Raw genomic sequence first — 23,998 nt, 5'->3', positions numbered from 1 at the left:
GTTTGTTTGTTGACGTTTTGCTGTTCAGTTTTCAAGGTTCATTTAATCTATATCGCCGTACCTGACAGCGACTTTTCAATATTACCAGCTTCTTTAAATGATGTCAACAATAAAATCGTTTAATCTTTTTGAAGCTTAAACGCGAATCAAAAACGCGACAAGAAATATTGTATCATTGCTTCTAAAAAAAGACAAGCGCTTTTTTAGAAAAAGAAAAAGCCCGTTTTAAAATGGGCTTTTCTTCTATAAAAGCTTAATCTCTCGGACGCATTTGGGGGAATAAAAGAACGTCTCTAATTGAGGCTGAATCAGTTAACAGCATTATCAATCTGTCGATGCCAATTCCCAAACCGCCAGTTGGAGGCATACCATATTCAAGTGCTTCAATAAAATCTTCATCCATTTCATGTGCTTCATCGTTGCCTTCTGCTTTTTCTATAAGTTGGGCTTCGAAACGTTGACGCTGGTCTATAGGATCATTTAATTCGGTAAAAGCATTTGCATGCTCTCTGCGTACAATAAATAATTCAAATCTGTCTGTGAAACGTTCATCTTCCGGGTTCTTTTTGGCAAGAGGTGAAATTTCAACTGGATGACCATAAATAAATGTAGGTTGCACCAATTGTTCTTCTACCTTTTGTTCAAAGAATTCGTTCAGAATATGACCTGTTTCCATAGTAGGTTTTATTTCAATATTATGTTCTTTCGCTAAAGCTTGTGCTTCTTCTTTGGCCATCGGCTTCCAAAAGTCCACGCCTACATATTCTTTAACGGCATCTGCCATATGGAGACGTTTCCAGCCTGGCGCAAGATTAATCTCTTCTCCATTGTAGCTGACAGTAGTCGTTCCAAGTACTTCTTGTGCCACATGAGCCACCAGATTCTCTGTAAGTTCCATTACATCGTTATAGTCTGCATATGCTTCATATAATTCGAGCATGGTGAATTCCGGGTTGTGACGAGTGGAGATTCCTTCGTTGCGGAATACACGGCCAATTTCATAAACCTTTTCAAGTCCGCCGACAATTAGGCGCTTCAAATGAAGTTCTATGGCGATCCGGATATATAATTCCATGTCCAACGCGTTATGATGCGTTACGAACGGGCGAGCGGCTGCTCCTCCGGCGATTGAATGCAGCATCGGCGTTTCAACCTCAAGAAAACCTAAGTTGTCCAGATAGCGGCGCATTGACTGGATAATTCGGCTGCGGAGAATGAAAGTCTCTTTGCTGTCTTCACTTGTAATTAAATCCAGATAGCGCTGACGGTAACGTTGTTCAACGTCTTTCAGTCCGTGAAATTTTTCAGGCAGCGGACGCAAAGCTTTTGTAAGAAACTCAACTTCTTTAGCTTTTACAGATAATTCACCAACATTAGTTTTAAAGACAGTACCCTTAACTCCGATAATGTCTCCTAAATCTGCTGTATTAAAGAAATTGTATGCTTCTTCTCCAATAGCATCTTTACGGACGTAGATCTGAATTTGGCCTTTTAAATCCTGAAGATGGGCAAATCCAGCTTTCCCTTTACCACGTTTTGTCATAATACGGCCGGCTATTACTACTTCGTGCCCCGCCTCTTCCAATTCTTCTTTGGAAAATTTATCGTATTGCTGTACGATTTCTTCAGATAAATGTGTGCGTTCGAAACGGGAGCCGAATGGATCCATTCCGCTATCACGTAAAGTTTGCATTTTTTGTCGTCTCACCAATATTTGATCATTTAACTCTTCTGACATTCCCTACACTCCTTTATTTATAAAAAACCACGCTCGTTCGTGTATTTATCTATTGTACACAATTTCTCATCTTCCTACATAAAAAAAGCTGCCGGAAATTTAAGACCGCTGAATATCCTCTGCTGACTTAACATTTCTTACAGCTTCAATTGCCATTCTATTCTTCAAGCAAAAATGATTCCACACTATTATAAGTCTTCCAAATCTCTATGCCCTCTCTTTCAGGTTCAATGAAATCCAGTTCCGGATCAAGTTCCAGCAACGGAACTAGCACAAAAGCGCGTTCATGCATCCGCGGATGCGGTATGACCAGATTTTCCGTTTCAAATTCATCCTGATTATAAAGCAGAATATCAAGGTCAATTGTCCGGGGGCCCCATCGAATTTCTCGTTTTCTATCCAATGTTTGTTCGATGTCCTGGCATATTTCCAGCAATTCATAAGCATTGAGATCAGTTTGCAATTGAACAACCATATTCAGAAATGCATCCTGCTCAGTAAATCCGACAGGAGCCGTTTCATATAAAGAAGAAATTTTCATAACATTGATTGCCGGATGCTCTTTCAATAAACGCACTGCCTGCCGGAGCATCCCCACACGATCCCCCATATTCGATCCGAGCGACAAATAACTTTTATTCATGTGAACGCTCCTCTGGTGATATCGACCGCTACGGATTTATAATGACCAGGAATCGGCGGATCGGGTTTGATCAATTGAATCCGAATCCCTTTTACTAATGAAAAAGTGGAAAGTATCTCAGCAGCAAGGCTTTCTGCTACTGCCTCCAGAAGCTTTTTCGGATTCCCCTCTATTACTGACTGGCATACACTGTAGACTTCCCCGTAATGGACGGTGTGCTCCAAGCCATCAGTTTCTCCAGCCTTTTTTAAATCTACAGCTAGCGAAACCGTCAAACGGAAGCGTTGACCAAGTTTCGTCTCTTCAGGAAAAACTCCGTGGTAACCATAGAACTCCATCTCATTCAAATGAATATAATCCATTATTCTGCCCCCTTGTAAGTTACTTTGCCATTCAGAACATCCGTTATTTTTAAAGCTCGCACTGTCTCTTTGACGTCATGAACACGAACGATGCTGCACCCTTTGCTCGCACCGTAGCAGGCCGTCGCCAAGGAACCTTCCAGCCGCTCGCTCACCGGTAGATCCAAAACCTTTCCGATCAATGATTTACGCGACGTCCCCAATAAAACCGGATAGCCCAATCCGCAAAATGGCTCCAATAATTGCATCATCTCGATGTTCTGTTGCGTAACTTTACCAAATCCAATGCCCGGATCAAGCCATATCTGATCTTTTTGAACACCGGCCGCCAAAGCGATTCGGATACTCTCTTCCATGTCATTTTTCACTTCATTCCAGAAATCTGTATATGACGTATCGTTACGGTTATGCATCAAAATGATGGGCACTTGATGTTTGGCCGCCACTGCCGCTATTGCAGAATCGTACTTTGCTCCCCAAATGTCATTGATAATATCGGCTCCTGCAGTGATAGCGGCTTCCGCTACTTCCGATTTATATGTATCGATTGAAATCGCAATATCCAACTCGGCTTTCAATGCCTTAATCGCCGGGACGACCCGGCTGATTTCCTCTTCGACAGAAATCTGTTTATGTCCCGGACGAGTAGACTCTCCGCCTATATCAATAATATCAGCGCCATCCGCCACCATTGCTTTTGCATGTTCCACAGCATTTTCGACAAAATTATACTTACCGCCATCGGAAAACGAATCGGGGGTTACATTCAATATACCCATTACCAGCGTTTTCGCATTAAAATCAATCTTCAAGATCGCCACCGTCCATTTCAATAAAAGCTTATTTTATTTCCCGGGAAATATTATCTGACTCTATCTTAACGCGAATAATCGGTTTTATACCACAAAAAAAGAGGCATGCGTCAGCATACCCCTCATTTTATCAGTTATTTTCTTCGAATTGGTATAACGGAGTGCTGAGGTAGCGTTCGCCGTTGGATGGAAGAACTGCCAGCACTTTCTTGCCTTTTCCGAGGCGTTTCGCCAGTTGAAGGGCTGCATATACTGCAGCACCTGAAGAAACGCCGCCCAGAATACCTTCTTCACGGGCAACTTTACGCGCCGTTTCGTAGGACTGGTCATTCGAGACTTGGATTACTTCATCGTAAATCTCTGTATTCAATACTTTTGGAACAAAGCCCGCTCCAATTCCCTGGATTTTATGTGGTCCTGGTTTACCACCCGATAAAACTGGTGAATCGGATGGCTCCACTGCTGCAATAAGAATATCAGGGTATTTCTCTTTCAATACTTGTCCGGCTCCCGTGATAGTTCCGCCTGTTCCGATACCTGAAACAAAGGCATCCAGCTGATCGCCCATCGCTTCCACGATTTCAGGACCCGTAGTCAGACGGTGAACTTCCGGATTTGCTTCGTTATTGAATTGCTGCGGCATGAACCAATTGTTTTCAGTTGCTTGCTGTTCGGCCATCTTGATCGCGCCGTTCATCCCTTCCGCTCCTGGAGTCAGAATAAGTTCCGCTCCATAAGCACGAAGAAGGTTGCGGCGTTCCATGCTCATCGTATCCGGCATAACCAAAATCGCTTTATAGCCTTTTGCAGCTGCAATCATTGCTAAGCCTATGCCGGTATTTCCGCTTGTCGGTTCGATGATAACATCGCCTTCTTTTAAATCTCCGGATTTTTCAGCCGCTTCGATCATGGACAGCGCAATGCGGTCTTTCACACTGCTGCCCGGGTTGAAATACTCCAATTTCAAGTAGACTTCCGCATCCTCTGCACCAGTCATACGATTTAACTTGACGATAGGCGTTTGCCCAATCAATCCTGTAATATCATTTGCAATACGAGCCATTATTCAACACTCCTAATCCCTAGTAGTTTAATCGGCATTTCATGGGTTCATCGTATCAATGTTTATCCCTCAATGTCAAACAGCTGGATTGGCTTTTGAATTTATTCGCCGTAGAACCATTCGGTGTCGAACTCCTGCCAGAATGCTTCCGGAGTCACGGATTGCGGCAATTGCTCCAAAGCCAGCTCACGGCTGATATGGCTTTCCACATCTTTGTATGTAAATGTCTGGCCATGCGCCTTATCGGTTACTGTTATTACAGCCACCCGGCCATCCGCCATCGTCAGCGGTTCCGACCATTTATCCGTTTCCACGGAAGCGACAGCATTCGTTACCGCCGCGTCGATAGTGGATTGGCCAGGGACCACATAGCCGATATCACCGCCGAGGCTGCCGGTTGCTGTATCGATCGAACGTTCCCGCGCCAGGGCTTCGAACGAAGAGCCGTTTTCAAGTTCTTCAATTACACCCTGTGCTTCTTCCGTTGATTGCAGCACAATCATCCGCGTTCTGTAGGAGTCCGGGATATCGTAAAGAGCCTGGTTGTCCTGATAGAAGGTTTCTATGGCAGCTTCTTCAATGACGACATCTTTCGTCAGCACTTTTTCAAGAATCAATTGCGACTTCACTTTTTCACGCATCCGCTCTTCATCAGCGGAATACAGTGTTTTTTCACTGCCGTCACGCGCTGAACGCATCATCGCCAGCTCCAGGTCCACTTCTTTGTCACTTACTTTGATGCCGTACTCCTTTGCCGCCGTTTCCATCACTTGGAGGTTGACGAGTTCAAGGAGTGTTTCGCGTCCATGCTGTTCTTCCATTGCCGCCATCCATTCCTGTCGGGTGATTTCTTTGCCGCTGACAGAAGCCACTTCTTCATTTCCCCCCGGATTGTCCGGTATCAGCCAGGCGATAAACCATAATAGATTTCCTGCGAATAAAATCAGCAACAGGTACATCAAAGGTTTTGTTTTTAATCTTCTTCTCGGTCTGCCCGCTTCACCCGGTGATGTGCCAGGGCGACCATGGTCACGATTGTAGCTCATCGATCATCGCTTCCAATTCTTCTTTTGAGTAACTGTAGGTTTCCAGACAGAAATGGCATTGCGTTTCAGCTGAGCCGTCTTCTTCAATCATTCTTTGGATTTCTTCTTTCCCCAAACTGATAATTCCTTCCGCAAAGCGTTCTTTGGAGCAATTGCATTCAAACTTCACCGGTATTGAATCCAGAATTTCAATATTGCCTTCACCAAAAATTTCTTTCAGAATATCTTCAGGGCTTAAGCCGCGTTTGATCATTGTTGAAACAGGATCGATTTGGGCCAGACGTTCTTCGAGCCTGGAAATCGCCCCTTCTTCCGCATCCGGCATGATTTGTACAATAAAACCGCCGGCGGCCAGAACGGAGTTGTCCGTATCCACCAGCACGCCAAGGCCCACTGAAGAAGGAATCTGTTCAGATACAGCAAAATAATAAGTCAGGTCTTCGGCAATTTCACCTGATACAATTGGACTCTGCCCCGTGAAAAAATCGCGCATGCCAAGGTCTTTGATTACTGAAAGCATGCCGTCTTTGCCGACTGCTCCGCCAACGTCCAATTTGCCGGCAGAACTGAGATCGAGATGAGTCTGGGGATTTTGGGGGTAGCCCCGCACTCCGCCACGGGCGTTGCTGTCCACAAGAATTGCACCCATAGGCCCGCCACCATCAATTTTCAAAACGACTTTGTCATCGCCCTTCAGCATTGCGCCGAACATAACGCCGCCTGTCATTAAGCGACCTACTGCCGCTGTAGCAGTCGGCCACATCATATGCCTCTTTTGTGCTTCCCCCACTGTTTCGGTGCTGTCCACCGCAAATGCCCGGACACTGCCGCCAAAGCCCAGTCCCCGCACTAAATAATCTGCCATTCCAATCGCCCTCTCTTGTTATGCTTCATTGCGCTTATAAATCAGGTAGAGTCCTTTTAATGTTAAAAATGGTTCCACTTTATCGATGAGCTTTGATTCCGACGCTATCAAGTTTGCCATTCCTCCAGTCGCAACGACCATCGGCTTTTCAGCACTTTGGTTTTTCATTCGTGCGATGATGCCTTCCGCCTGGCCGACAAAACCATAGACGATGCCGGCTTGCATAGCAGAGACCGTATTTTTTCCAACGACACTGTCCGGACGGGCAATTTCAATACGCGGCAATTTTGCCGCCCGGCTGTAGAGCGCTTCCGTTGAAATGCCGATTCCCGGCGCAATGGCTCCCCCCATGTATTGATGGGCTTCATTGATATAGCAATAGGTTGTCGCCGTACCGAAATCGGCAATAATGAGCGGGCCTCCGTATTCATGGATGGCTGCCACCGCATTCACGATCCGGTCTGCGCCTACTTCACGCGGATTATCGTATTTAATGTTCAAACCGGTTTTCAATCCTGGGCCTACAATCAATGGTTTAATATCAAAATATTTCAAAGCCATGCGTTCTAATGAAAACATGATCGGCGGAACTACCGATGACATGATAATGCCTTTGATATTCTTGAATTCCAATCCGGCGTCCTGCAGAAAGGCTTTGATCTTCATGCCATATTCATCTTCCGTTTTATGTCGGGCTGTTTCCATGCGCCAGTGATGAATCAGTGTATCCCGATCATAAATACCTATAGCGATATTGCTGTTGCCGATATCCATTACTAGAATCATTTCGCGGTCCCCATTTATCTGCAATTTTCCAAAATATCATACCATAGTTTCATAGGAAAGAAAAAAAGCTGGCGCCTATTCCCTAATGGAATCGGACGCCAGCTTTCAGCTTATTACTTACGGTCTTCCCGGATCGGATCTTTCACTTCTCCAGTGGATGGCTCTTCACTCGGAAGATCTCCAGCTGAAGGATCGCTTGGTGCTCCTGTTACGTCAGGAATTTCCGCGTCTTTTTCCAGGTCGACGTTTTTGTCTTCATACTCGCCGTTCAGTGCTTCATATGAACGCTCCGGCAAAGTACCATGTTCTTTCAGATGCTGAATTTGAGCGGCATCCAAAGTTTCAACTTCAAGCAATGTCTGCGCAAGCAATTCAAGAAGTTCTTTGTTGTCGGTAAGAATCTCTTTTGTGCGGATGTATTGCTCTTTGATGATGCGTTGGATTTCCTGGTCAATTTCAAATGCGATGGCATCTGAATAATTCTGTTCTGAATTAAAATCGCGCCCAAGGAAGACGTTTCCGCCTTGCGCCTGACCGAATTGGATCGGTCCGATCTTATCGCTCATGCCGTATTCCGTCACCATGCTGCGGGCGATAGCCGTTGCACGCTGGAAATCGTTATGCGCGCCGGTTGAAACTTCACCGAATGTCAGATCCTCGGCGACACGTCCGCCAAGCAATCCGGCAATCTTATCAAGCAACTCCGGTTTCGTCATAAAGTAACGGTCTTCACGTGGAAGCATTACAGCGTATCCGCCTGCTTGTCCGCGAGGAACGATGGTTACTTTATGAACGATATCCGCATCATCGAGTACCAAACCGATGACCGTATGGCCTGATTCATGGTAAGCGACGATATTGCGTTCTTTTTTCGAGATGACGCGATTCTTTTTAGCTGGTCCCGCAATTACACGGTCCGTAGCTTCATCGATATCGGACATATCAATTTTGAGTTTATTGCGGCGGGCTGCAACAAGTGCCGCCTCGTTCAATAAATTCTCCAGATCGGCGCCAGAGAAACCTGGCGTCCGCTGAGCGATAGCTTTCATGTCCACGCTCTCATCAAGCGGCTTGTTGCGCGCATGGACTTTCAATACTTCTTCGCGTCCTTTAACATCCGGACGGCCAACTGTGATCTGGCGGTCGAAACGGCCAGGGCGCAGAAGTGCCGGATCCAGGATATCCGGACGGTTAGTTGCAGCAATAATGATGATTCCTTCGTTAGCGCCGAAACCATCCATTTCAACCAATAGCTGGTTCAATGTCTGTTCACGTTCGTCATGTCCGCCGCCGAGGCCTGCACCACGCTGGCGTCCGACCGCATCAATCTCATCAATGAAGATGATACAAGGTGCGTTTTTCTTGGCGTTTTCGAACAGGTCACGGACACGGGATGCCCCGACCCCTACGAACATTTCCACGAAATCAGAACCACTGATCGAGAAGAACGGCGTTCCTGCTTCTCCTGCAACCGCACGGGCCAGCAATGTTTTACCGGTACCCGGAGGTCCGACCAACAAAATCCCTTTCGGTATACGCGCGCCGATATCGGCGAATCTGCGTGGATCTTTCAGGAAGTCGACCACTTCGACCAATTCCTGTTTCTCTTCGTCCGCTCCCGCTACATCATTGAAGCGCACTTTCTGCTTCTGATCGTCATACAGCTTCGCTTTACTTTTGCCGAAGTTCATCACACGGCCGCCTCCGCCGCCTTGTGACTGGTTTAGCAAGAAGAAGAAAAGGATGAAGATGATGATGAAGGGAATGATGCCAGTGAAGAACTGAACCCAACCGCTTGTCTGAGGAGCTTCAAGGTACTTGATTTCAGCACCGTCAGCTCGCGCAATTTCATCGATTTGATTCATTAAAGCTTCATTTTCCAACGGAATATTCGTTACAAACGTCTGGTCTTCATTGTAATCGTTCAATGAACCTGTAACTTCATAAACCATGGATGTAGGCTGTATCGTGACTTCCTGGATTTCTTCATTTTCCAATGCCTGCAAAAATTCGTCGTATCCTAATTCTTCAGTAGGTTGTCCACTATTATTAAATGTCCCCAGAATACCGATGATAACTAGGAAAATCAGTAAATAAAATATGGTGTATCGAAATATTCGATTCATCCCGAGCCTCCTCACAAAGTTTCCCAAAACTATACTAAATACTAACATAGGAACATTTAAGCATACAACGATAAGCACTCGCCTGACGGGCTAAATCGGCATCATGTGAACTACTTATGTCTATTCCTGTTCTTCGCTGTAAACCTCTGGCTTGAGAATCCCGATATAAGGCAGGTTGCGGTATTTTTCTGCAAAATCAAGGCCGTATCCGACAACGAATGCATCAGGCACTTCAAAGCCGATGTAATCCGCTTTCAAATCCACTTTACGGCCGGATGGCTTGTCAAGAAGCGTAACGATCTTGATCGAATTCGCTTTCCGGTATTTGAAGAGGTCCACCAAATAGCTGAGCGTCAGCCCGCTGTCGATGATATCTTCGATGATCAGCAGATCACGCCCTTCCACACTGGCATTAAGATCTTTGATGATTTTGACTTCGCCTGAAGAAACAGTTGCGTTGCCGTAGCTGGAAACATCCATGAAATCCATTTCCACATAGCCGTCAAAACGTTTCATCAAATCGCCCATAAAAGGCATAGCACCTTTTAATACGCCGATTGCCAAAGGATATTTATCCTTGTAATCATTTGTTAAGGTTTCTCCGAGTTCACGTGCTTTTTCCTGTAATCTTTCCTCAGAGATCAAGATTTCTTCGATGTCTTTCTGTAACATAAGTGGGCCTCCTATAATTCGCTTTCGCGATCTTCACATTTTTGTTCCATAAGCACCCAGTTATCCTGCTGGCGCGGGAAACGGCTGATATGCAGTGACGGGCGCAAACCCGACACCAGTAAAACTTCGCCATTGCTGTCTGTGATGACGGGCCATCCCTTCCGCAAAGGAGCGGGAACCTTCTCATCGATCATCAGCCTGGCTACTTTCTTGGAATTTCCCATACCCGGCAATTGGATCCGGTCTCCCGGGAGCCTGCTGCGAATCTTCAGCTGCGGCTCGGCAGTTTCCGAGAAATACCATGCAACAGCATCTTCCTGTTCTTCGAAATGCTGCATAGAAATCAGTTTATAACGAAAGTTATTCACGGCTCCTGACCATTCACCGGTAATCGGTGAATTGAATTCTGCAGGAGCCGCTTCCAAGTCTCGGCGACTGAATAAAACATAATCATATTGACGAATCATCATATAATTTTGCGGCAAATGCAAAAAAACGGTGCCAGAAGAACTCTGCATCATCCCCTGCACTTGGTCGGCAAGTTGTCTTGTGACATTTACTTGCTCGCCGCCATATAGATAGTTTAATAGTAGTAGAACCATTCTTTTTTGTAAAGCAGATGCATAGGATCTGAATCTTTCGGCTGACAACGAAATTTCCTGATTTTTTGCGGCAACCAGCAAATCCAATTTTTCCTGGGCCATTTCCATAAGGAAATTCTGATCTTCCTGCAGGCTTTCAGATAGTTCCACAAACTGTTTCGATACGTCAGCGTTTTCCTTCTTTAATTCGGGGACTACATTTTTTCGGATTCTGTTCCGGGTATAGATGTTTTCGGCGTTGCTTGGGTCTTCTCTGAAGGGAATCTCATTTTCTTTTGCGTAAATGGCGATCTCCTGTTTCGTCACTGCCAATTGAGGACGCACAAGCTGGCCGTTTCCGAACGGACGGCTCGATGGCATCCCGAACGAGCCGGATTGCAGCGTCCCCCGCAGACCCGACATCAGGATCGTTTCGAGCTGGTCGTCTGCATGATGGGCTGTGGCGAACTTTGTCGCTCCGGTCTGTTCCATCACTTCCTCAAAATAGCTGTAGCGTTCCTGGCGGCAGACTTGCTGTTTATTGCCGCCTGCAGTTTCAAGAATGGAAGGGATGGGAATGTCCCGGCTGTGGCAAGGGATATGCCATTGGCGGCAGACAGCTTCTGTAAACAGCCGGTCTTGGACGGATTCATCGGCGCGCAGCATGTGGTTGACATGGACAGCTTCGACAGTGATTCCCAGCGATGCCTCGCGCGTTTTCAAATAATGCAGCAATACCATCGAATCGATGCCGCCTGAACAGCCGAGAAGGACATGGTCTCCTGCTTCCAGAAGTTTATGCCTCGCTGCATAATCGGCCATCTGTTCATGGAAACTCTTCATCTCTGTTCGCCTCCCTCTTTTATGATGCGATCATTTATTTTATTGCAATAAAGTTTTTTGTAAAACGTGATTGACTTGTTGCGGTTTCGATAGTATGATATGAAATGTCCGTTTCAACATGGCGGCGTAGCTCAGCTGGCTAGAGCGTACGGTTCATACCCGTGAGGTCGGGGGTTCGATCCCCTCTGCCGCCATCTTATAGAAATAAGCGTCCCTTTCGCGGGGACGCTTATTTTTTATGCCTTCGATTCTGAAAAAGCCCGCATTTTGCTTTTTCAGTGACGATTCATCATGCGGCAGCAGAAAAAATTTGTTATAAAAAAACGCTTCCCGATTTGAGAAGCGTTCCATCATCAATATGGTTCAGCTGCGCTGAAGCATTTTTCCATGCCATTAAAACAGCTAGCAAGTTAGCCTCTTCTTGCACCTCGGCCGCCACGTTTGGATTCTGTAGCGCGCTTCAACGTCGTCATATTCTCTTCGCTGTCCTTCAGGAACTTCGCCATTTTTGTTTCAAAGTTCTCTTTAGGCGCGCGGTCAAACGAACGGTTGCTTGGACGTGGGCGTTGTGGACGATCTGTTGCGCCAGCTGGCTGTGGTTTTGCTTTGCGAATGGAAAGGCCGATTTTGCCGTCAGCTTCCACATTCATTACTTTAACTTCAACCATTTCCCCAACTTTTAAATGATCATTGATGTCTTTAACATAGTTGTCGGCGACTTCACTTATATGCACGAGGCCTGTTGCACCAGTTGGAAGCTGAACGAACGCTCCAAAATTTGTAATACCTGTAACTTTACCTTCTAACTTGCTGCCTACTTCAATCGACATAAAAAAAATGCTCCTCCTTAAAAATTAAGATGGCTACCAAAAGCCATAAAGTTAATATCCTAGGGTTTTATCCCTACTTTTTATTATAACCATGAAAAAAAGAGTGTCAACTGACGACTCTTTTAAACACGTTTTTTCTTCACTTTTCCGGTAAGGTGAAAATTATTTCGCCCTGTTCAGAAACGAACAGTTCTTTCTTAGCCAGTTTCGCCAAATATTCATCATCATTCAACAGGATAATCTGCTCTTCCAGTTGAGCCTGCTCTTTTTTGACTTCCTTAAGTGAAATCTGGGCTTCTTCCCGCAATTGCTCTTTTTCAGCAATTGTCTGGGATTGGGCATAAATGGTCGTGCCGATCCAAATGGTCGCCAGCAACACAATCAGCCCGAAGACAGCGAGTCTTCTGAACAGCCGCACTTTATGCGCCAGCTGTCTTTTTTCTTTCCGTTCCACTGAGCGGACATAGTCATTCCGTATTGAAGCGACTTCCGGCGCAGCGGTGGGTTTTTCTCTCTTCAAACTCATGACTTGTTTCCCCCTTTGCTTACGTTGTTGCCATTATACCTGAAAACCCTTACTTTTATAAGGGTTTTTTTCGTTTCTAAAAAATAAAATCGCTTTTCAAAGGCTCACGCTTCGTCATCGATGAACTCAGGTTCGATCTTATCCAGTTTTTCCTCTTTTAAAATCGTATACATATTGGCCGTCTCTTCTTTGCGGACATTTTCTTTCAGCATATCCACCCGTACCGTTACGACTTTTTGGCCAAAACGGATTTGCAGCTCATCGTTCTCTTTGATGACTGAGCTCGCTTTGGCTTTATTGCCATTTATGGTGATGCGGCCCTGGTCTGCCACTTGCTTGGCCAATGTCCGGCGTTTGATCAGCCGGGAAACTTTCAGGAATTTATCGAGGCGCATAATTATTCTCCCTTTCTTGCCAATAATTTGGCTTTATTCCAAAACTCATCAAGCTGTTCCAATGTGTAATCGCTGAAATTGCCGGTGCCTTCTTCCACTTTCTTCTCAACAAAACCGAAGCGGCTGCGGAATTTGCGGTTGGCCTGCACCATCGCCTGCTCCGGCGACAGGTCATAAAATCTCGCGATGTTCACGAGTGTAAACAAGAGGTCCCCCAGTTCATCCAGCTGATCCTCTTTTGAACCATTCGCCAGCTCATTACGGAATTCCTGCAGCTCTTCTTCGAACTTCTCCCAGGCACCTTCGGCATCCGACCAGGTAAAACCAACCTTCGCTGCTTTCTTCTGGTAATTATAAGAAGTCGTAAGTGAAGAACTGAATCGCTCCTGGCCCTCAAGCAAAGAATCAGCTGCCGGTTTTTCCTGCGCTTTGATTGCCTGCCAATTGCTGACGACTTCATCTGAGCCATCAACTTCAACATCGCTGAAAACATGCGGATGGCGGCGGATCATTTTAGCGCTGATCGATTCAAGCACATCTTCCAGCTGGAAATAACCGTTGTCCTGTCCGATTTGTGCATGAAGAAAGATCTGCAATAAAACATCGCCCAGTTCTTCGGCAATGGCATCATCGTCCTGTTCCTCAATCGCCTGCAAAAGTTCATGCGCTTCTTCCAATAGGTACGGCCTCAGACTTTCATGTGTCTGCTCACGGTCCCACGGACAGCCTTCCGGACTCCGCAGTTTCGCGATGACCGAGCGGAAAGTCTGCCATTCCTTCAGCCGTTCCTGCTGGTCAGCTGCCGGCGGTACATAAACGGTCGTCAGATTATCGATTTCCGCGGCATGGTCCAGTTCATGCAACGGCAACGTCTGCAATTTTTCCTGCGCCGATCCGGCCGCCGTCACAATCGTTACCGGATAATCATCCGGATATTTCTCCATCAGCGTCAATTTCGCTTCCGAAGCACTGAAAGTGTCATATATCTGGGCGATAAGAATATGCTGATCCATATTCAGCCGGTCGCTTTCCATTATGGTGCCGTCGACCAATTGGAAGCCGTCGATCGGGTCGATGCGGAGGGCGCCGAATATTGAATCGAGAAAACTGCTGCCGCCTTCAATCAATAATTGGCATTTGCCCGCCTTCTCCGCTTGGATCAGATGCTGCACAGTTTGTTCTGCAACAAGCGGATGGCCCGGAACCGCGTAAACGACTGGTCCTTCTTCGGACAGCTGGAGCAGCGTATCCGCAATTTCCTGATAGACCGGCGCGAATTCATCATGTTTCTCGTATATTTCATCAAAGCTGGTATAGACCAGACCCTCCTGCGCCAATTCAGTGAGCACGGGATGGTCTGCCGTCCGCACATACAAGCGCTCAGCTTTTTTTAACTTTTTATAGACACCGAGCGGCAGCTGGTCGAGATCGCCAGCGCCGAGTCCGATGATATGGATTGTATTCATCGTCTATCACCTTTTTTCTTTGAATTGATCGCTAATTGCAGCTTGGCCATCTTTCGGCCGAACGGCATGATATACCATTGCTTTTCCGTAATGATGCGGCTTTTCGCAATTATTACGAGGAACACAGCAGCCCCGAGCGGCACTGCTGTCAGCGCTGTTGCGCCCGCCGCTAAGCGGCTTGGCAACGCATCGAATAATGACCAATCAGCGAAGACCGCCCAGCCGAGCACTGCAGCCCCCATTGCAGCTGAAGCAATGAAGATCCAACTATAGAAACGTAAAGGCGCAAAGTGCAGCGGCCATTGATTTTTAAAATAAACCACCAAGCCGCAAACGATAAATGCCAAGCCCGCGTTTCCTGCTATAGCTGCCCCCATTACTCCATACATAGGAACGAGCAGCCAGTTGCCGATGACTTTTATCGCCAAACCGCCCGCCAAGAATAGCGCCGGTACCCTTACTTTACCGATGCCGTAAAGCAAAGCAGTAAGGATGAGCAGCAGCGACATCCAGACTATCTGCCAGCTGAAAACGATAAGCGCGGCTGATTGTTCCCTTGTCTGAAACAGCATTTCATTGACATAAGGCATGACAAACGTCAGTCCCGCCGCGGCCGCTATGGCGAATAACAATGAAATACGGTACGCCAGTTTAGCGTATAGCTCCGCTGACCGTCCATTTTCCTTACGCTGCATCTGAGCGACAAGCGGCACAATCGACAGGGCCAATGACGTTGCCACGAGCAACCCGAACTGGGCAAGCGGCTGGCCGCGGTCATAGATGCCTTTTAGCTCCATTGCCTGGAGAGTTCCAATTCCGCTGGCTTCAAGCAGACGAAAGACAGTGAAGGAATCTGCCATCTGAAAAATCAGCAGGATCAATGAACTCATGCTGACGCTCAAACTGATCGCCAGCATCTTTTTAACAGTTGGCCATAATTCGGCCGGTACGTGCTGCGGCTGTTTGATCGCAAATTTATTGAAGTAATAAATCAGCAGGCCCACTGCCGCGAGTTCTCCTGCAACTGCACCGAACATCGCCGTCTGTCCCGCGGCGTAGAGTGAAAAGCCGTTTATTACTACAAACCAGGTACCAAGCAATATGACAGTTACCCGGATTGCCTGCTCGATGACCTGCGCATATGCGACCGGCTGCATCCGGCTGCCTGCCTGGAAATAGCCTTTCATCACCGCCAGCGGCGCCATCAGTAAAACAGCAAATGAACCGGTTTTTAATAATGCACTTAACCGCGCATCGCCCATCCACGCCGCCAGTAGATCCGCCCCCAGAAAGAGGGCCGCGAATATGACCAGAGAAATGCTGGAAATCATCCAAAAAGCGATGCGGATAATGCCGCGGTGTTCATCTTGCTTAGAATCCGCCAGCATTTTGGAGACGGCCACCGCAAAACCGTAAGAAGTCCAGATGCCAAAGACAGCAATAAACGGATAAACCTGCTGGTAAATGTAGAAGCCCTGATCCCCGACCATGTTCTGGAATGGCACCCGGTAAACCGCACTGAGTATCTTCACGATCAGGCCGGCCAGCGTCAAAAGGACCGCACCTTTCATAAATGTCTTCATCGCACCTTCTGTGTTCAACCGGATTCACCCATTCCATCATCGGATTAATTTGTTGTTTCAACTTCCCGGAGAGATTCCGGCAATAATTTAATCATACCTTCCAGAACATCGAAAGGATGATGTTTGGCTGTTTTATTTTCATCGATTGCCATGACTAGCTGCTGGCCCGCCATGCTGAAGCCGACTGCACGGCCGTAAGCTGCCGATTCTTCGACAAGCTTGCCGCCGTTGACGGCCGCCGTACCTTTTTCGCTTAATTTAATGGAGGTGATCTTGCCGTTTTGCTTGATCGATTCAACGCCCACCTGGCTTCCCCACACTTTCATCAGGGCGATGCGCAGGAGACGGTCGGTTTCAAGCGGCATGTCGCCGAAACGGTCGATCAGTTCATCCTGCAGTTCTGCGACTTCCTCAGCTTCGTCTATGCCTTTGACCCGCTTGTACATCTGGATCTTCTGATAGCCGTCGCTGATATAGGAATCCGGTATATAGGCGTCGACATCCAGCGAAATTTCGATTTCCTGCACCGGCTCTTTCTTGACGCCGCTCTGGCGTTCTTCGATTGCTTCTTCCAGCATTTGGGAATAAAGATCAAAGCCTACCGAGTCAATAAAGCCATGCTGCTGGGAGCCCAACAGGTTCCCTGCTCCGCGGATCGTCAAATCACGCATGGCGATTTTAAAGCCGGAGCCAAGCTCCGTGAATTCCTTGATTGCCATCAGGCGCTTTTCCGCTACGTCCGTCAGCACTTTATCCCGCTGGTACATGAAGTAAGCGTAGGCGACACGGCTTGAACGGCCTACACGCCCCCGCAGCTGATAGAGCTGGGACAAGCCCATGCGGTCCGCGTTTTCTACAATCAGCGTGTTGACGTTCGGGATATCGATGCCTGTTTCAATGATCGTCGTCGTCACCAATACATCGTAATCGCCGTCCAGGAAACCGAGGATGATCGATTCAAGCTCGGTTTCGGACATCTGCCCGTGTGCATAGCCGATACGGGCCTCCGGCACCAATTGCTGGAGCTCTTCCACTTTCCGTGTCATATCGTCGACCCGGTTGTATAAATAAAACGCCTGTCCGCCGCGTGCCATTTCGCGTTCGATCGCTTCACGCACGAGGGCACCGTTCTGCTCCATCACATAGCTTTGGACGGGGAATCGGTTTGCCGGCGGCGTTTCAATGACAGACAGGTCGCGCACTCCGATCATCGACATATGAAGCGTCCGCGGAATCGGTGTCGCCGTCAAAGTCAGCACGTCGACATTGGTCTTCATCTGCTTGATCTTCTCTTTATGGGTGACGCCGAAGCGCTGTTCTTCATCAATGATCAATAACCCCAGATCTTTATAATGCATGTCTTTCGAAAGGATCCGGTGGGTTCCCACTACAACATCCACAGAACCGTTCTTCAGGCCTTTAACGGTTTCCGCCTGTTGCTTTTTCGAACGAAAACGGCTCATAAGGCCCACTTCGATCGGATAATCCTTAAAGCGTTCACTCATCGTATCGAAATGCTGCTGTGCCAGAATCGTCGTCGGCACGAGGAAAGCCACTTGTTTGCCATCCAGTACCGCTTTAAAGGCGGCGCGTATGGCGACTTCCGTTTTGCCGTAGCCGACATCTCCGCAAATCAGCCGGTCCATCGGCCGTTCTTTTTCCATATCCTTTTTGACTTCATTGATTGAACGAAGCTGGTCGACAGTTTCGTCGTAAGGGAACTCCGATTCAAATTGCCGCTGCATATCCTGCTCTTTCGAGAAGGCATAGCCTTTCAGCGCTTCCCGCTCGGCATAAAGCTTGATCAGGTCGTCTGCAATGTCCTGCACCGCTTTAGAAACTTTCGCACGGGTTTTCTTCCACTCGGCGCCGCCCATTTTATGGAGCTTCGGCTCTTTTTCTTCGGAAGCGATGTATTTCTGGATCAAATCAATCTGATCGACCGGCACGAATAATTTATCATCCGCTTTATAGACGATATGGAGATAATCTTTATGGACGCCTTTGACTTCCAGGGTCTCGATGCCGACGTAACGTCCGATTCCGTGATGGACATGGACAATATAATCGCCCGGTTTGATTTCTGAATAGCTTTTGATGCGTTCAGCATTAGTCAGTTTCTGCGCACGTGTCTTTTTCTTCGGCTGCTGTTTGAACAATTCCGAATCGGTAATGACGGCAAAGCGCTGCAATGACATTTCAAAGCCGTTTGCCAGATCTCCGTCCGCCAAATACACTTTGCCTGGCTGAACTGCCGTAGACTCCGTAAGAATTTCAGCTTCAATTCCGTAATCTTCGAGCACCGAACGGACCTTCCGCAGCCTTTTGTCGCCTTCAGCTATGACGAATACACGGAATTTCCCCATCACCCAGCGTTCCATTTCCGCTTTCAATAAATTCATCTGGCCATGGAACGATTGCATCGGCTTACTGGAGAAGGCAATCGATTTCTTGACTGAAACCATCGGGAACGTCCGCACAAATAAAGACAGGTAAGTGACCTTTTGTTTCATTTGGCCAATCAATTCACGGAACGTATAGGACAGATTGACACCTTGAAGGAATTTCCCTTCCTCCAATAAAGAGACGATCCATTCCCCTTCTTCACGTTCCAGGGTTTCCGTCATTTCCTGGATACGGCCCAGTTCGTCGAAAAATACGTAACCATTTCCCGGGAAATAATCCGCTAAAGAAGCAGATTGGGTTTCTACAAGAGAGGCATATTTAGCTGCCTGGTCTGGAATATCCCCTTGCCGGAGGATATCGATATCATGCTGAATGTACTGCAGCAACAACTCTTTCGTATCATCAGCCTTTGTTTTCTTCAATGTAAAAGCTAATTGTTCTTCAATACGGTCTGCCAAAGCGCTTCTTTGCGCTTTATCGAGCACCAGTTCGTTGGCGGGAAGAATGCATAACGAAGCGATTTTTTTCAGTGAGCGCTGGTCTTCCGCGTCAAAAATACGGATAGAGTCGACTTCCGTATCGAATAATTCAATACGGACCGGATGTTCGAAGTTCAGCGGATAGACATCGAGGATGCCGCCGCGAAGTGCAAATTCCCCAGGTGCCGTCACCATTGTGGTACGGGAATAGCCCATAGCCACCAACTTTAAAAGCCATTGGTCAGCATCCAGCTCTTCTCCGTCTTCCACCCGTAAAGTAGAAGCATCCCATTGTTTTCTCGAAGGCAGTAATTTCCGCATGCCGGCTACTGGCGTAATGTAGATGCCTTTACCGGTATTCGCCATATGATCCAGTGTATCAATCCGGTGAGCGCGAAGCTCCGGACCTGAAAAAGAGACATCCGCTGCAATCAGTTCTTCTGCCGGATATAAATGGACCAGTTCTTCGCCCAATAACTTCACCAAGTCATCATAGACGCGCTGCGCATGCAAAAGGTTCGGTGTTACGATCAGCATCGGTTCTTCAAGCTCACCGTAGAGAGTGCGGTAGAAGAAAGTACGCCCGCTCCCCGATAACCCTGAAACCAGCTGATGATCCTGCCCTTTCTTCAAATCAGCAATTAACTTTTGTACGTGTGAATCCTCTGAAAAAGCTTCTAAAATATGATTCATGAAGATTCCTCCTTTCCCGGGAAACAGAAAAAAGCTCTGAACGCGTTATGCGCCAAAGCGAATCTATGCTCCATTGTATTTGGTCATGACTTCTATGAACGGTTTGCCCAGCCAAAATTCACAGGCTTCAGCTGATTTTTGGACCGCTTCTGCCATATCCGCGCTTTCCTCTTTCGAAAATCTGGATAAGACATAATCCGGCACTTTCATTCCTGCAGGCGGGCGGCTGATGCCGATGCGGATCCGATTGAAATTCTGGGTGCCCAGATGCTGAATCAAGGACTTGATGCCGTTATGCCCTCCAGCGCTTCCTTTCTGGCGCAGCCTCAATTGCCCTGTCGGCAAGTCCAGATCATCATAGATGACAATGATATCATCAATATCAATATCGTAATAATCCATCAGGGCACTGACGCTTTCACCCGATAAATTCATGTACGTCAAGGGCTTCAGCAACACCACTTTGCCTTCGGGGCGGTGGATGACCGAATACATGCCCTTGAATTTCGCCTGTGTCAGCGGGGCATTCCATTTAGAAGCCAGATGATCGATTACATGGAAACCGATATTATGGCGGGTCTGTTCATATGTTTTGCCTGGATTGCCCAGGCCAATAATCAATTTCATCGCAACTCGTCCTTTGCTTTTCACTGCTGTCTATTTTACCACATACTCTTATTAATGAAAAAACAGGGACTGCCAGAAGACAGTCCCTGTTTTCTTCTGTTAAATTTTAAGCTTCTTTATCTTCGTCAGAATCGGATTCTTCGTCACTTCCGACCACTTCCGGCTCAGCGCCTTCAGTTTCAGGAGTTTCTTCAAGCTCATCCATCTCTTCCTGTGTACGAGGTGCAGTCACTGAAACCAATAGGAAATCATCTTCATCGAGGATTTCATATGATACAGTATCACGGATATCACCGACTGAGATGTGATCACCGATTTCAAGTTTGCTTACATCCACTTCAAGCGCATCCGGAATATCCGATGGCTTGACTTTGATATGGACTTCACGGTTCGGCTGGTTGACGATGCCGCCTTCTTTTTCACCAGCAGCTTCACCGACAGTATGGACAGCCGCCGCGACTTCAAGTTCATCAGACATATTGATCGCCAGGAAATCCACGTGTTTGAAGTTGCCTTTTAAAGCGTCCATTTGATAGTCGCTCATTACGACATTGAACGTTTTGCCATCCAGTTCAAGATTGATGACGCCGTTTCTTCCAGATTCACGCAAAGTCTTAATCAGATCTATCTCAGAAACTGTCAGCGGAGTCGATTCGGCCTGATAGCCGTAGACGATTCCCGGTACATCACCTTTACCTCTTAATTCTGTTAACGATGAATGCGGTGTACCGCTTTCTCTTTTTTGTGCTTTCATTTTTGTAGCCATATACATTTCACCCTCCAAGTTTTATAAATGTTCGTAGTTAGTGGATACCCTTAAACATTTATCATCAAACCTTGGAGGGTGAGAAAGGAATTTATACTCAGTCGAATAACGTGCTGACTGATTTCTGTTCGTGCACACGCACGATTGTTTCAGCCAATAATTTAGCTACCGACAATTGCTTGATTTTCGGGGATTTCTTCTCTTCAGGCAAAGCGATTGAATTCGTAATGATCAATTTCTTGATGACAGAATCATCGATGCGCTGAATAGCCGGGCCAGATAGTACCGGGTGCGTACAGCACGCGTAAACTTCTTTCGCTCCGCTTTCAATCAATGCACTGGCAGCAATTGAAATTGTGCCGGCCGTGTCGATGATGTCATCGATGATGATGGCTGTTTTGCCTTCTACATTACCGACGATATTCATGACTTCCGCTACATTCGGACGCGGACGGCGTTTATCGATGATGGCAATCGGCGCTTTCAGGCGATCCGCCATTTTACGCGCACGTGTCACACCACCGTGGTCAGGTGAAACGACGATGACATTTTCAAGGTCGATGCCGCTTTCATTCAGGAAGTATTCCGAGATAAGAGGTACTGCTACTAAGTGGTCGATCAAAATATCAAAGAAGCCTTGGATTTGAGGCGCATGCAGATCCAGTACAACCACACGTGTAGCTCCGGCTGTCTCCAAAAGATTCGCTACCAGTTTTGCCGTAATCGGCTCACGCGAACGCGCTTTACGGTCCTGGCGGGCATAGCCGTAATAAGGAATGACTACGTTGACAGTCCGTGCTGAAGCACGTTTAACCGCATCAATCATGATCAGCAGCTCCATCAGGTTCTCATTGACAGGCTGTGAAGTGGATTGGACGATGAAGACATCATAGCCGCGAATACTTTCTTCGATGTTGATCTGGATTTCTCCGTCACTGAAGTGTGTAACCGAACTCTTTCCTAGCGGAATGCCTACATTTTCAGCAATTTCTTCCGCTAATTCCCTATTCGAATTCAATGAAAAGATTTTCAGTTTACTGTCTGCATTTTGATAACCCATTAAGGTGTACCTCCTATTTTTTCACGTTTAATTTTGAAGCATAACCATCTTTGTTTTCCTGGCGGGCACGCGCAATCGCCAGCGCGTCATTCGGCACGTCTTTGGAAATTGTCGAGCCTGCCGCTACATAAGAACCTTTGCCGATTGTTACCGGCGCAATAAGATTTGAATTGCACCCGATGAACGAATCATCTTCAATTTTCGTGACATGTTTATTTTTACCGTCGTAATTGACTGTAATGGTACCGCAGCCGATATTGACGTTTGTTCCCACTTCCGCGTCGCCGATATAGCTCAGGTGTGAAATTTTACTGCCATTGCCAAGCGCAGCTTTTTTCACTTCGACAAAATTGCCGATTTTGACTTTATTGCCAAGATTGCTCTCCGGACGGACGTGCGCAAATGGACCAACAGTTGTATCCGTGCCAATCGAGCTGTTGTAGATTTCTGAAGAACGGATTTCTGTCCGGTCACCGATCGTACTTGAAACGATACGGCTGTTGGATGAAATGAAGCAATCTTCCCCGATGACCGTACGCCCTTCGATGATGACGTTCGGATAAAGGACCGTGTCAGCCCCGATTTCAGCTTCTGCACTGATATAAGTAGAAGCCGGATCGATGATGGAAACACCGTTACGCATATGTTTTTCAGCGATGCGCGCGCGCATGATGCCTTCCGCCTGGCTGAGTGCCACACGGTCGTTGACGCCAAGGGTCTCATCAAAGCTGTCTGTAGCATACGCAGCGACAATTTCACTTTGCTTCTGAAGGATTTCGATGACATCCGGCAGGTAATATTCACCCTGGACGTTATCATTCGAAACCAGCTTCAGCGCTTCGAACAATGCTTCGTTGTCAAAGCAGTATGTGCCTGTGTTGATCTCTTTGACTTGCTGTTCATCTGGAGAGGCATCTTTTTGCTCAACGATTTTTGAAACCTGTCCATTGCCGTCACGGATGATGCGGCCATAGCCAGCCGGATTGTCGGCGATTGCTGTAAGAATAGTCGCTTTAGCTTCTGTCTCTTTATGATGGTCCAGAAGTGACTGCATTGTTTCAGCGCGTATCAACGGCGTATCTCCGCAAACAACCAAAGTCGTCCCCGGTTTGCCTTCAATCAATGAAGCTGCCTGCTGTACAGCGTGTGCTGTACCCAATTGCTCTTCCTGCAATGCGTATTCGCTGCTGTCGCCCAGCTGCTCCCGCACTTTTTCAGCTCCGTGTCCGACAATCGTAACGATTTTCTCGACACCCAGCTGTGAAACGTTTCCGGTTACATGCTCAACCATCGGCATGCCGCAAACCGGATGCAAAACTTTATACAATTTCGATTTCATTCGCGTGCCTTGTCCGGCCGCAAGTATTACTGCATATGTACTCGTCATGTATCCATCCTCCGTCCATAAGATTTTGTTCAATTATTATCTATTCCGCAACGCGTCCGCGTCTGAGCGCAAAAAAAAGCCGTTACGGCATACTTTTTGCAGCGGCCTGCTGTGAACAAGCGCATGCATTTTCTCTCTATTAAGAAGCTTTTGCCCTTCGGCTTTCCGCTCCAATGACTTATTCCCCCACTGCAAACCCATGGGTCTGTTGTAAAAAAGCACAGACGTAAAAATGCAATTTAC

General features: G+C 47.1%; 21 protein-coding genes and 1 tRNA gene. 1 reads left to right on the top strand and 21 read right to left on the bottom strand.

All coding sequences use genetic code 11. From position 1 onward, the window contains the following. Nucleotides 1–253: 253 nt before the first annotated feature. From lysS to tilS, 11 genes are all read right to left on the bottom strand, one after another. The gene (gene lysS, locus CXF70_RS15775; RefSeq protein WP_101803443.1) at nt 254–1,738 is read right to left on the bottom strand and encodes a lysine--tRNA ligase; all 1,485 of its coding nucleotides are present in this window, start codon (nt 1,736–1,738) and stop codon (nt 254–256) included. Between the two features lie 157 nt (nt 1,739–1,895). Next, on the bottom strand, nt 1,896–2,381 hold the full coding sequence (folK, locus tag CXF70_RS15770) for a 2-amino-4-hydroxy-6-hydroxymethyldihydropteridine diphosphokinase (protein WP_101803442.1): 486 nt from the start codon (nt 2,379–2,381) through the stop codon (nt 1,896–1,898). Next, nucleotides 2,378–2,743: a dihydroneopterin aldolase gene (gene folB, locus CXF70_RS15765; protein WP_101803441.1), complete on the bottom strand. Its 366-nt coding sequence runs from the start codon at nt 2,741–2,743 to the stop codon at nt 2,378–2,380. Before folB ends, folK begins: the two co-directional genes overlap by 4 nt. Beyond that, a complete protein-coding gene (folP, locus tag CXF70_RS15760) occupies nt 2,743–3,555 on the bottom strand; it encodes a dihydropteroate synthase (RefSeq protein WP_233208661.1) in 813 nt (270 codons plus the stop codon). The genes folB and folP overlap by 1 nt, the downstream gene beginning before the upstream one ends. A gap of 130 nt (nt 3,556–3,685) precedes the next feature. Next, nucleotides 3,686–4,618, bottom strand: a complete 933-nt coding sequence (gene cysK, locus CXF70_RS15755; protein WP_084242222.1) for a cysteine synthase A — start codon at nt 4,616–4,618, stop codon at nt 3,686–3,688. 101 nt (nt 4,619–4,719) lie between these two features. Next, nucleotides 4,720–5,664, bottom strand: a complete 945-nt coding sequence (locus CXF70_RS15750; protein WP_101803440.1) for a peptidyl-prolyl cis-trans isomerase — start codon at nt 5,662–5,664, stop codon at nt 4,720–4,722. Next, complete coding sequence (hslO, locus tag CXF70_RS15745) at nt 5,648–6,529, bottom strand: Hsp33 family molecular chaperone HslO (protein ID WP_101803439.1); 882 nt, start codon at nt 6,527–6,529, stop codon at nt 5,648–5,650. The genes CXF70_RS15750 and hslO overlap by 17 nt, the downstream gene beginning before the upstream one ends. Nucleotides 6,530–6,547: 18 nt before the next feature. Further along, entirely contained in the window at nt 6,548–7,315 is a 768-nt protein-coding gene (locus CXF70_RS15740) for a type III pantothenate kinase (RefSeq protein WP_101803438.1), read from the bottom strand. A gap of 113 nt (nt 7,316–7,428) precedes the next feature. Continuing rightward, complete coding sequence (gene ftsH / locus CXF70_RS15735) at nt 7,429–9,441, bottom strand: ATP-dependent zinc metalloprotease FtsH (RefSeq protein WP_101803437.1); 2,013 nt, start codon at nt 9,439–9,441, stop codon at nt 7,429–7,431. 120 nt (nt 9,442–9,561) lie between these two features. Then, complete coding sequence (gene hpt, locus CXF70_RS15730) at nt 9,562–10,113, bottom strand: hypoxanthine phosphoribosyltransferase (protein WP_084242227.1); 552 nt, start codon at nt 10,111–10,113, stop codon at nt 9,562–9,564. 11 nt (nt 10,114–10,124) lie between these two features. Further along, nucleotides 10,125–11,537 (bottom strand): tRNA lysidine(34) synthetase TilS, encoded by a 1,413-nt coding sequence (tilS, locus tag CXF70_RS15725; RefSeq protein ID WP_101803436.1) that lies wholly within the window; start codon nt 11,535–11,537, stop codon nt 10,125–10,127. Nucleotides 11,538–11,657: 120 nt separating this feature from the next. Here tilS and CXF70_RS15720 point away from each other — a divergent pair. Beyond that, nucleotides 11,658–11,731: transfer RNA gene (locus CXF70_RS15720), tRNA-Met, on the top strand. A 216-nt stretch (nt 11,732–11,947) separates the two neighbouring features. Here CXF70_RS15720 and CXF70_RS15715 read toward each other — a convergent pair. From CXF70_RS15715 to glmU, 10 genes are all read right to left on the bottom strand, one after another. After that, entirely contained in the window at nt 11,948–12,367 is a 420-nt protein-coding gene (locus CXF70_RS15715) for a S1 domain-containing RNA-binding protein (RefSeq protein WP_084242229.1), read from the bottom strand. A 139-nt stretch (nt 12,368–12,506) separates the two neighbouring features. After that, nucleotides 12,507–12,893 carry an FtsB family cell division protein gene (locus CXF70_RS15710; RefSeq protein WP_084242230.1) on the bottom strand — a complete coding sequence of 129 codons (387 nt, stop codon included), beginning with the start codon at nt 12,891–12,893 and terminating at the stop codon, nt 12,507–12,509. A gap of 104 nt (nt 12,894–12,997) precedes the next feature. Next, nucleotides 12,998–13,288: an RNA-binding S4 domain-containing protein gene (locus CXF70_RS15705; RefSeq protein ID WP_084242231.1), complete on the bottom strand. Its 291-nt coding sequence runs from the start codon at nt 13,286–13,288 to the stop codon at nt 12,998–13,000. Between the two features lie 2 nt (nt 13,289–13,290). Beyond that, nucleotides 13,291–14,754 (bottom strand): bifunctional methyltransferase/pyrophosphohydrolase YabN, encoded by a 1,464-nt coding sequence (yabN, locus tag CXF70_RS15700; RefSeq protein WP_101803435.1) that lies wholly within the window; start codon nt 14,752–14,754, stop codon nt 13,291–13,293. Beyond that, nucleotides 14,751–16,355 carry a putative polysaccharide biosynthesis protein gene (locus CXF70_RS15695; RefSeq protein ID WP_369916951.1) on the bottom strand — a complete coding sequence of 535 codons (1,605 nt, stop codon included), beginning with the start codon at nt 16,353–16,355 and terminating at the stop codon, nt 14,751–14,753. Before CXF70_RS15695 ends, yabN begins: the two co-directional genes overlap by 4 nt. A 26-nt stretch (nt 16,356–16,381) precedes the next feature. Beyond that, entirely contained in the window at nt 16,382–19,915 is a 3,534-nt protein-coding gene (gene mfd / locus CXF70_RS15690) for a transcription-repair coupling factor (protein WP_101803433.1), read from the bottom strand. Between the two features lie 63 nt (nt 19,916–19,978). Then, nucleotides 19,979–20,542, bottom strand: a complete 564-nt coding sequence (gene pth, locus CXF70_RS15685) for an aminoacyl-tRNA hydrolase (RefSeq protein ID WP_101803432.1) — start codon at nt 20,540–20,542, stop codon at nt 19,979–19,981. 106 nt (nt 20,543–20,648) lie between these two features. Further along, nucleotides 20,649–21,308 carry a 50S ribosomal protein L25/general stress protein Ctc gene (locus tag CXF70_RS15680; protein WP_101803448.1) on the bottom strand — a complete coding sequence of 220 codons (660 nt, stop codon included), beginning with the start codon at nt 21,306–21,308 and terminating at the stop codon, nt 20,649–20,651. 97 nt (nt 21,309–21,405) lie between these two features. Then, entirely contained in the window at nt 21,406–22,368 is a 963-nt protein-coding gene (locus tag CXF70_RS15675) for a ribose-phosphate diphosphokinase (protein ID WP_084242236.1), read from the bottom strand. Nucleotides 22,369–22,381: 13 nt separating this feature from the next. Then, nucleotides 22,382–23,755 carry a bifunctional UDP-N-acetylglucosamine diphosphorylase/glucosamine-1-phosphate N-acetyltransferase GlmU gene (gene glmU / locus CXF70_RS15670; RefSeq protein WP_101803431.1) on the bottom strand — a complete coding sequence of 458 codons (1,374 nt, stop codon included), beginning with the start codon at nt 23,753–23,755 and terminating at the stop codon, nt 22,382–22,384. Nucleotides 23,756–23,998 lie beyond the last annotated feature (243 nt).

Source organism: Planomicrobium sp. MB-3u-38 (assembly GCF_002836425.1).
GTDB classification, from domain to species: Bacteria; Bacillota; Bacilli; order Bacillales_A; family Planococcaceae; genus Planococcus; species Planococcus okeanokoites.
The sequence above is the reverse complement of the archived record's forward strand: the minus strand, read 5'-3'. Positions and strand labels throughout refer to the sequence as shown.

Bases quoted from the DNA above. Each gene is read 5' to 3' on its own strand.
- CXF70_RS15705 (WP_084242231.1), bottom strand. From the start codon at position 13,288: ATGCGCCTCGATAAATTCCTGAAAGTTTCCCGGCTGATCAAACGCCGG.
- CXF70_RS15675 (WP_084242236.1), bottom strand. From the start codon at position 22,368: ATGGGTTATCAAAATGCAGACAGTAAACTGAAAATCTTTTCATTGAAT.
- CXF70_RS15740 (WP_101803438.1), bottom strand. From the start codon at position 7,315: ATGATTCTAGTAATGGATATCGGCAACAGCAATATCGCTATAGGTATT.
- ftsH (WP_101803437.1), bottom strand. From the start codon at position 9,441: ATGAATCGAATATTTCGATACACCATATTTTATTTACTGATTTTCCTA.
- folB (WP_101803441.1), bottom strand. From the start codon at position 2,743: ATGGATTATATTCATTTGAATGAGATGGAGTTCTATGGTTACCACGGA.
- cysK (WP_084242222.1), bottom strand. From the start codon at position 4,618: ATGGCTCGTATTGCAAATGATATTACAGGATTGATTGGGCAAACGCCT.
- glmU (WP_101803431.1), bottom strand. From the start codon at position 23,755: ATGACGAGTACATATGCAGTAATACTTGCGGCCGGACAAGGCACGCGA.
- CXF70_RS15710 (WP_084242230.1), bottom strand. From the start codon at position 12,893: ATGAGTTTGAAGAGAGAAAAACCCACCGCTGCGCCGGAAGTCGCTTCA.
- tilS (WP_101803436.1), bottom strand. From the start codon at position 11,537: ATGAAGAGTTTCCATGAACAGATGGCCGATTATGCAGCGAGGCATAAA.
- pth (WP_101803432.1), bottom strand. From the start codon at position 20,542: ATGAAATTGATTATTGGCCTGGGCAATCCAGGCAAAACATATGAACAG.
- lysS (WP_101803443.1), bottom strand. From the start codon at position 1,738: ATGTCAGAAGAGTTAAATGATCAAATATTGGTGAGACGACAAAAAATG.
- mfd (WP_101803433.1), bottom strand. From the start codon at position 19,915: ATGAATCATATTTTAGAAGCTTTTTCAGAGGATTCACACGTACAAAAG.
- hpt (WP_084242227.1), bottom strand. From the start codon at position 10,113: ATGTTACAGAAAGACATCGAAGAAATCTTGATCTCTGAGGAAAGATTA.
- yabN (WP_101803435.1), bottom strand. From the start codon at position 14,754: ATGAATACAATCCATATCATCGGACTCGGCGCTGGCGATCTCGACCAG.
- CXF70_RS15680 (WP_101803448.1), bottom strand. From the start codon at position 21,308: ATGGCTACAAAAATGAAAGCACAAAAAAGAGAAAGCGGTACACCGCAT.
- hslO (WP_101803439.1), bottom strand. From the start codon at position 6,529: ATGGCAGATTATTTAGTGCGGGGACTGGGCTTTGGCGGCAGTGTCCGG.
- CXF70_RS15750 (WP_101803440.1), bottom strand. From the start codon at position 5,664: ATGAGCTACAATCGTGACCATGGTCGCCCTGGCACATCACCGGGTGAA.
- CXF70_RS15715 (WP_084242229.1), bottom strand. From the start codon at position 12,367: ATGTCGATTGAAGTAGGCAGCAAGTTAGAAGGTAAAGTTACAGGTATT.
- folK (WP_101803442.1), bottom strand. From the start codon at position 2,381: ATGAATAAAAGTTATTTGTCGCTCGGATCGAATATGGGGGATCGTGTG.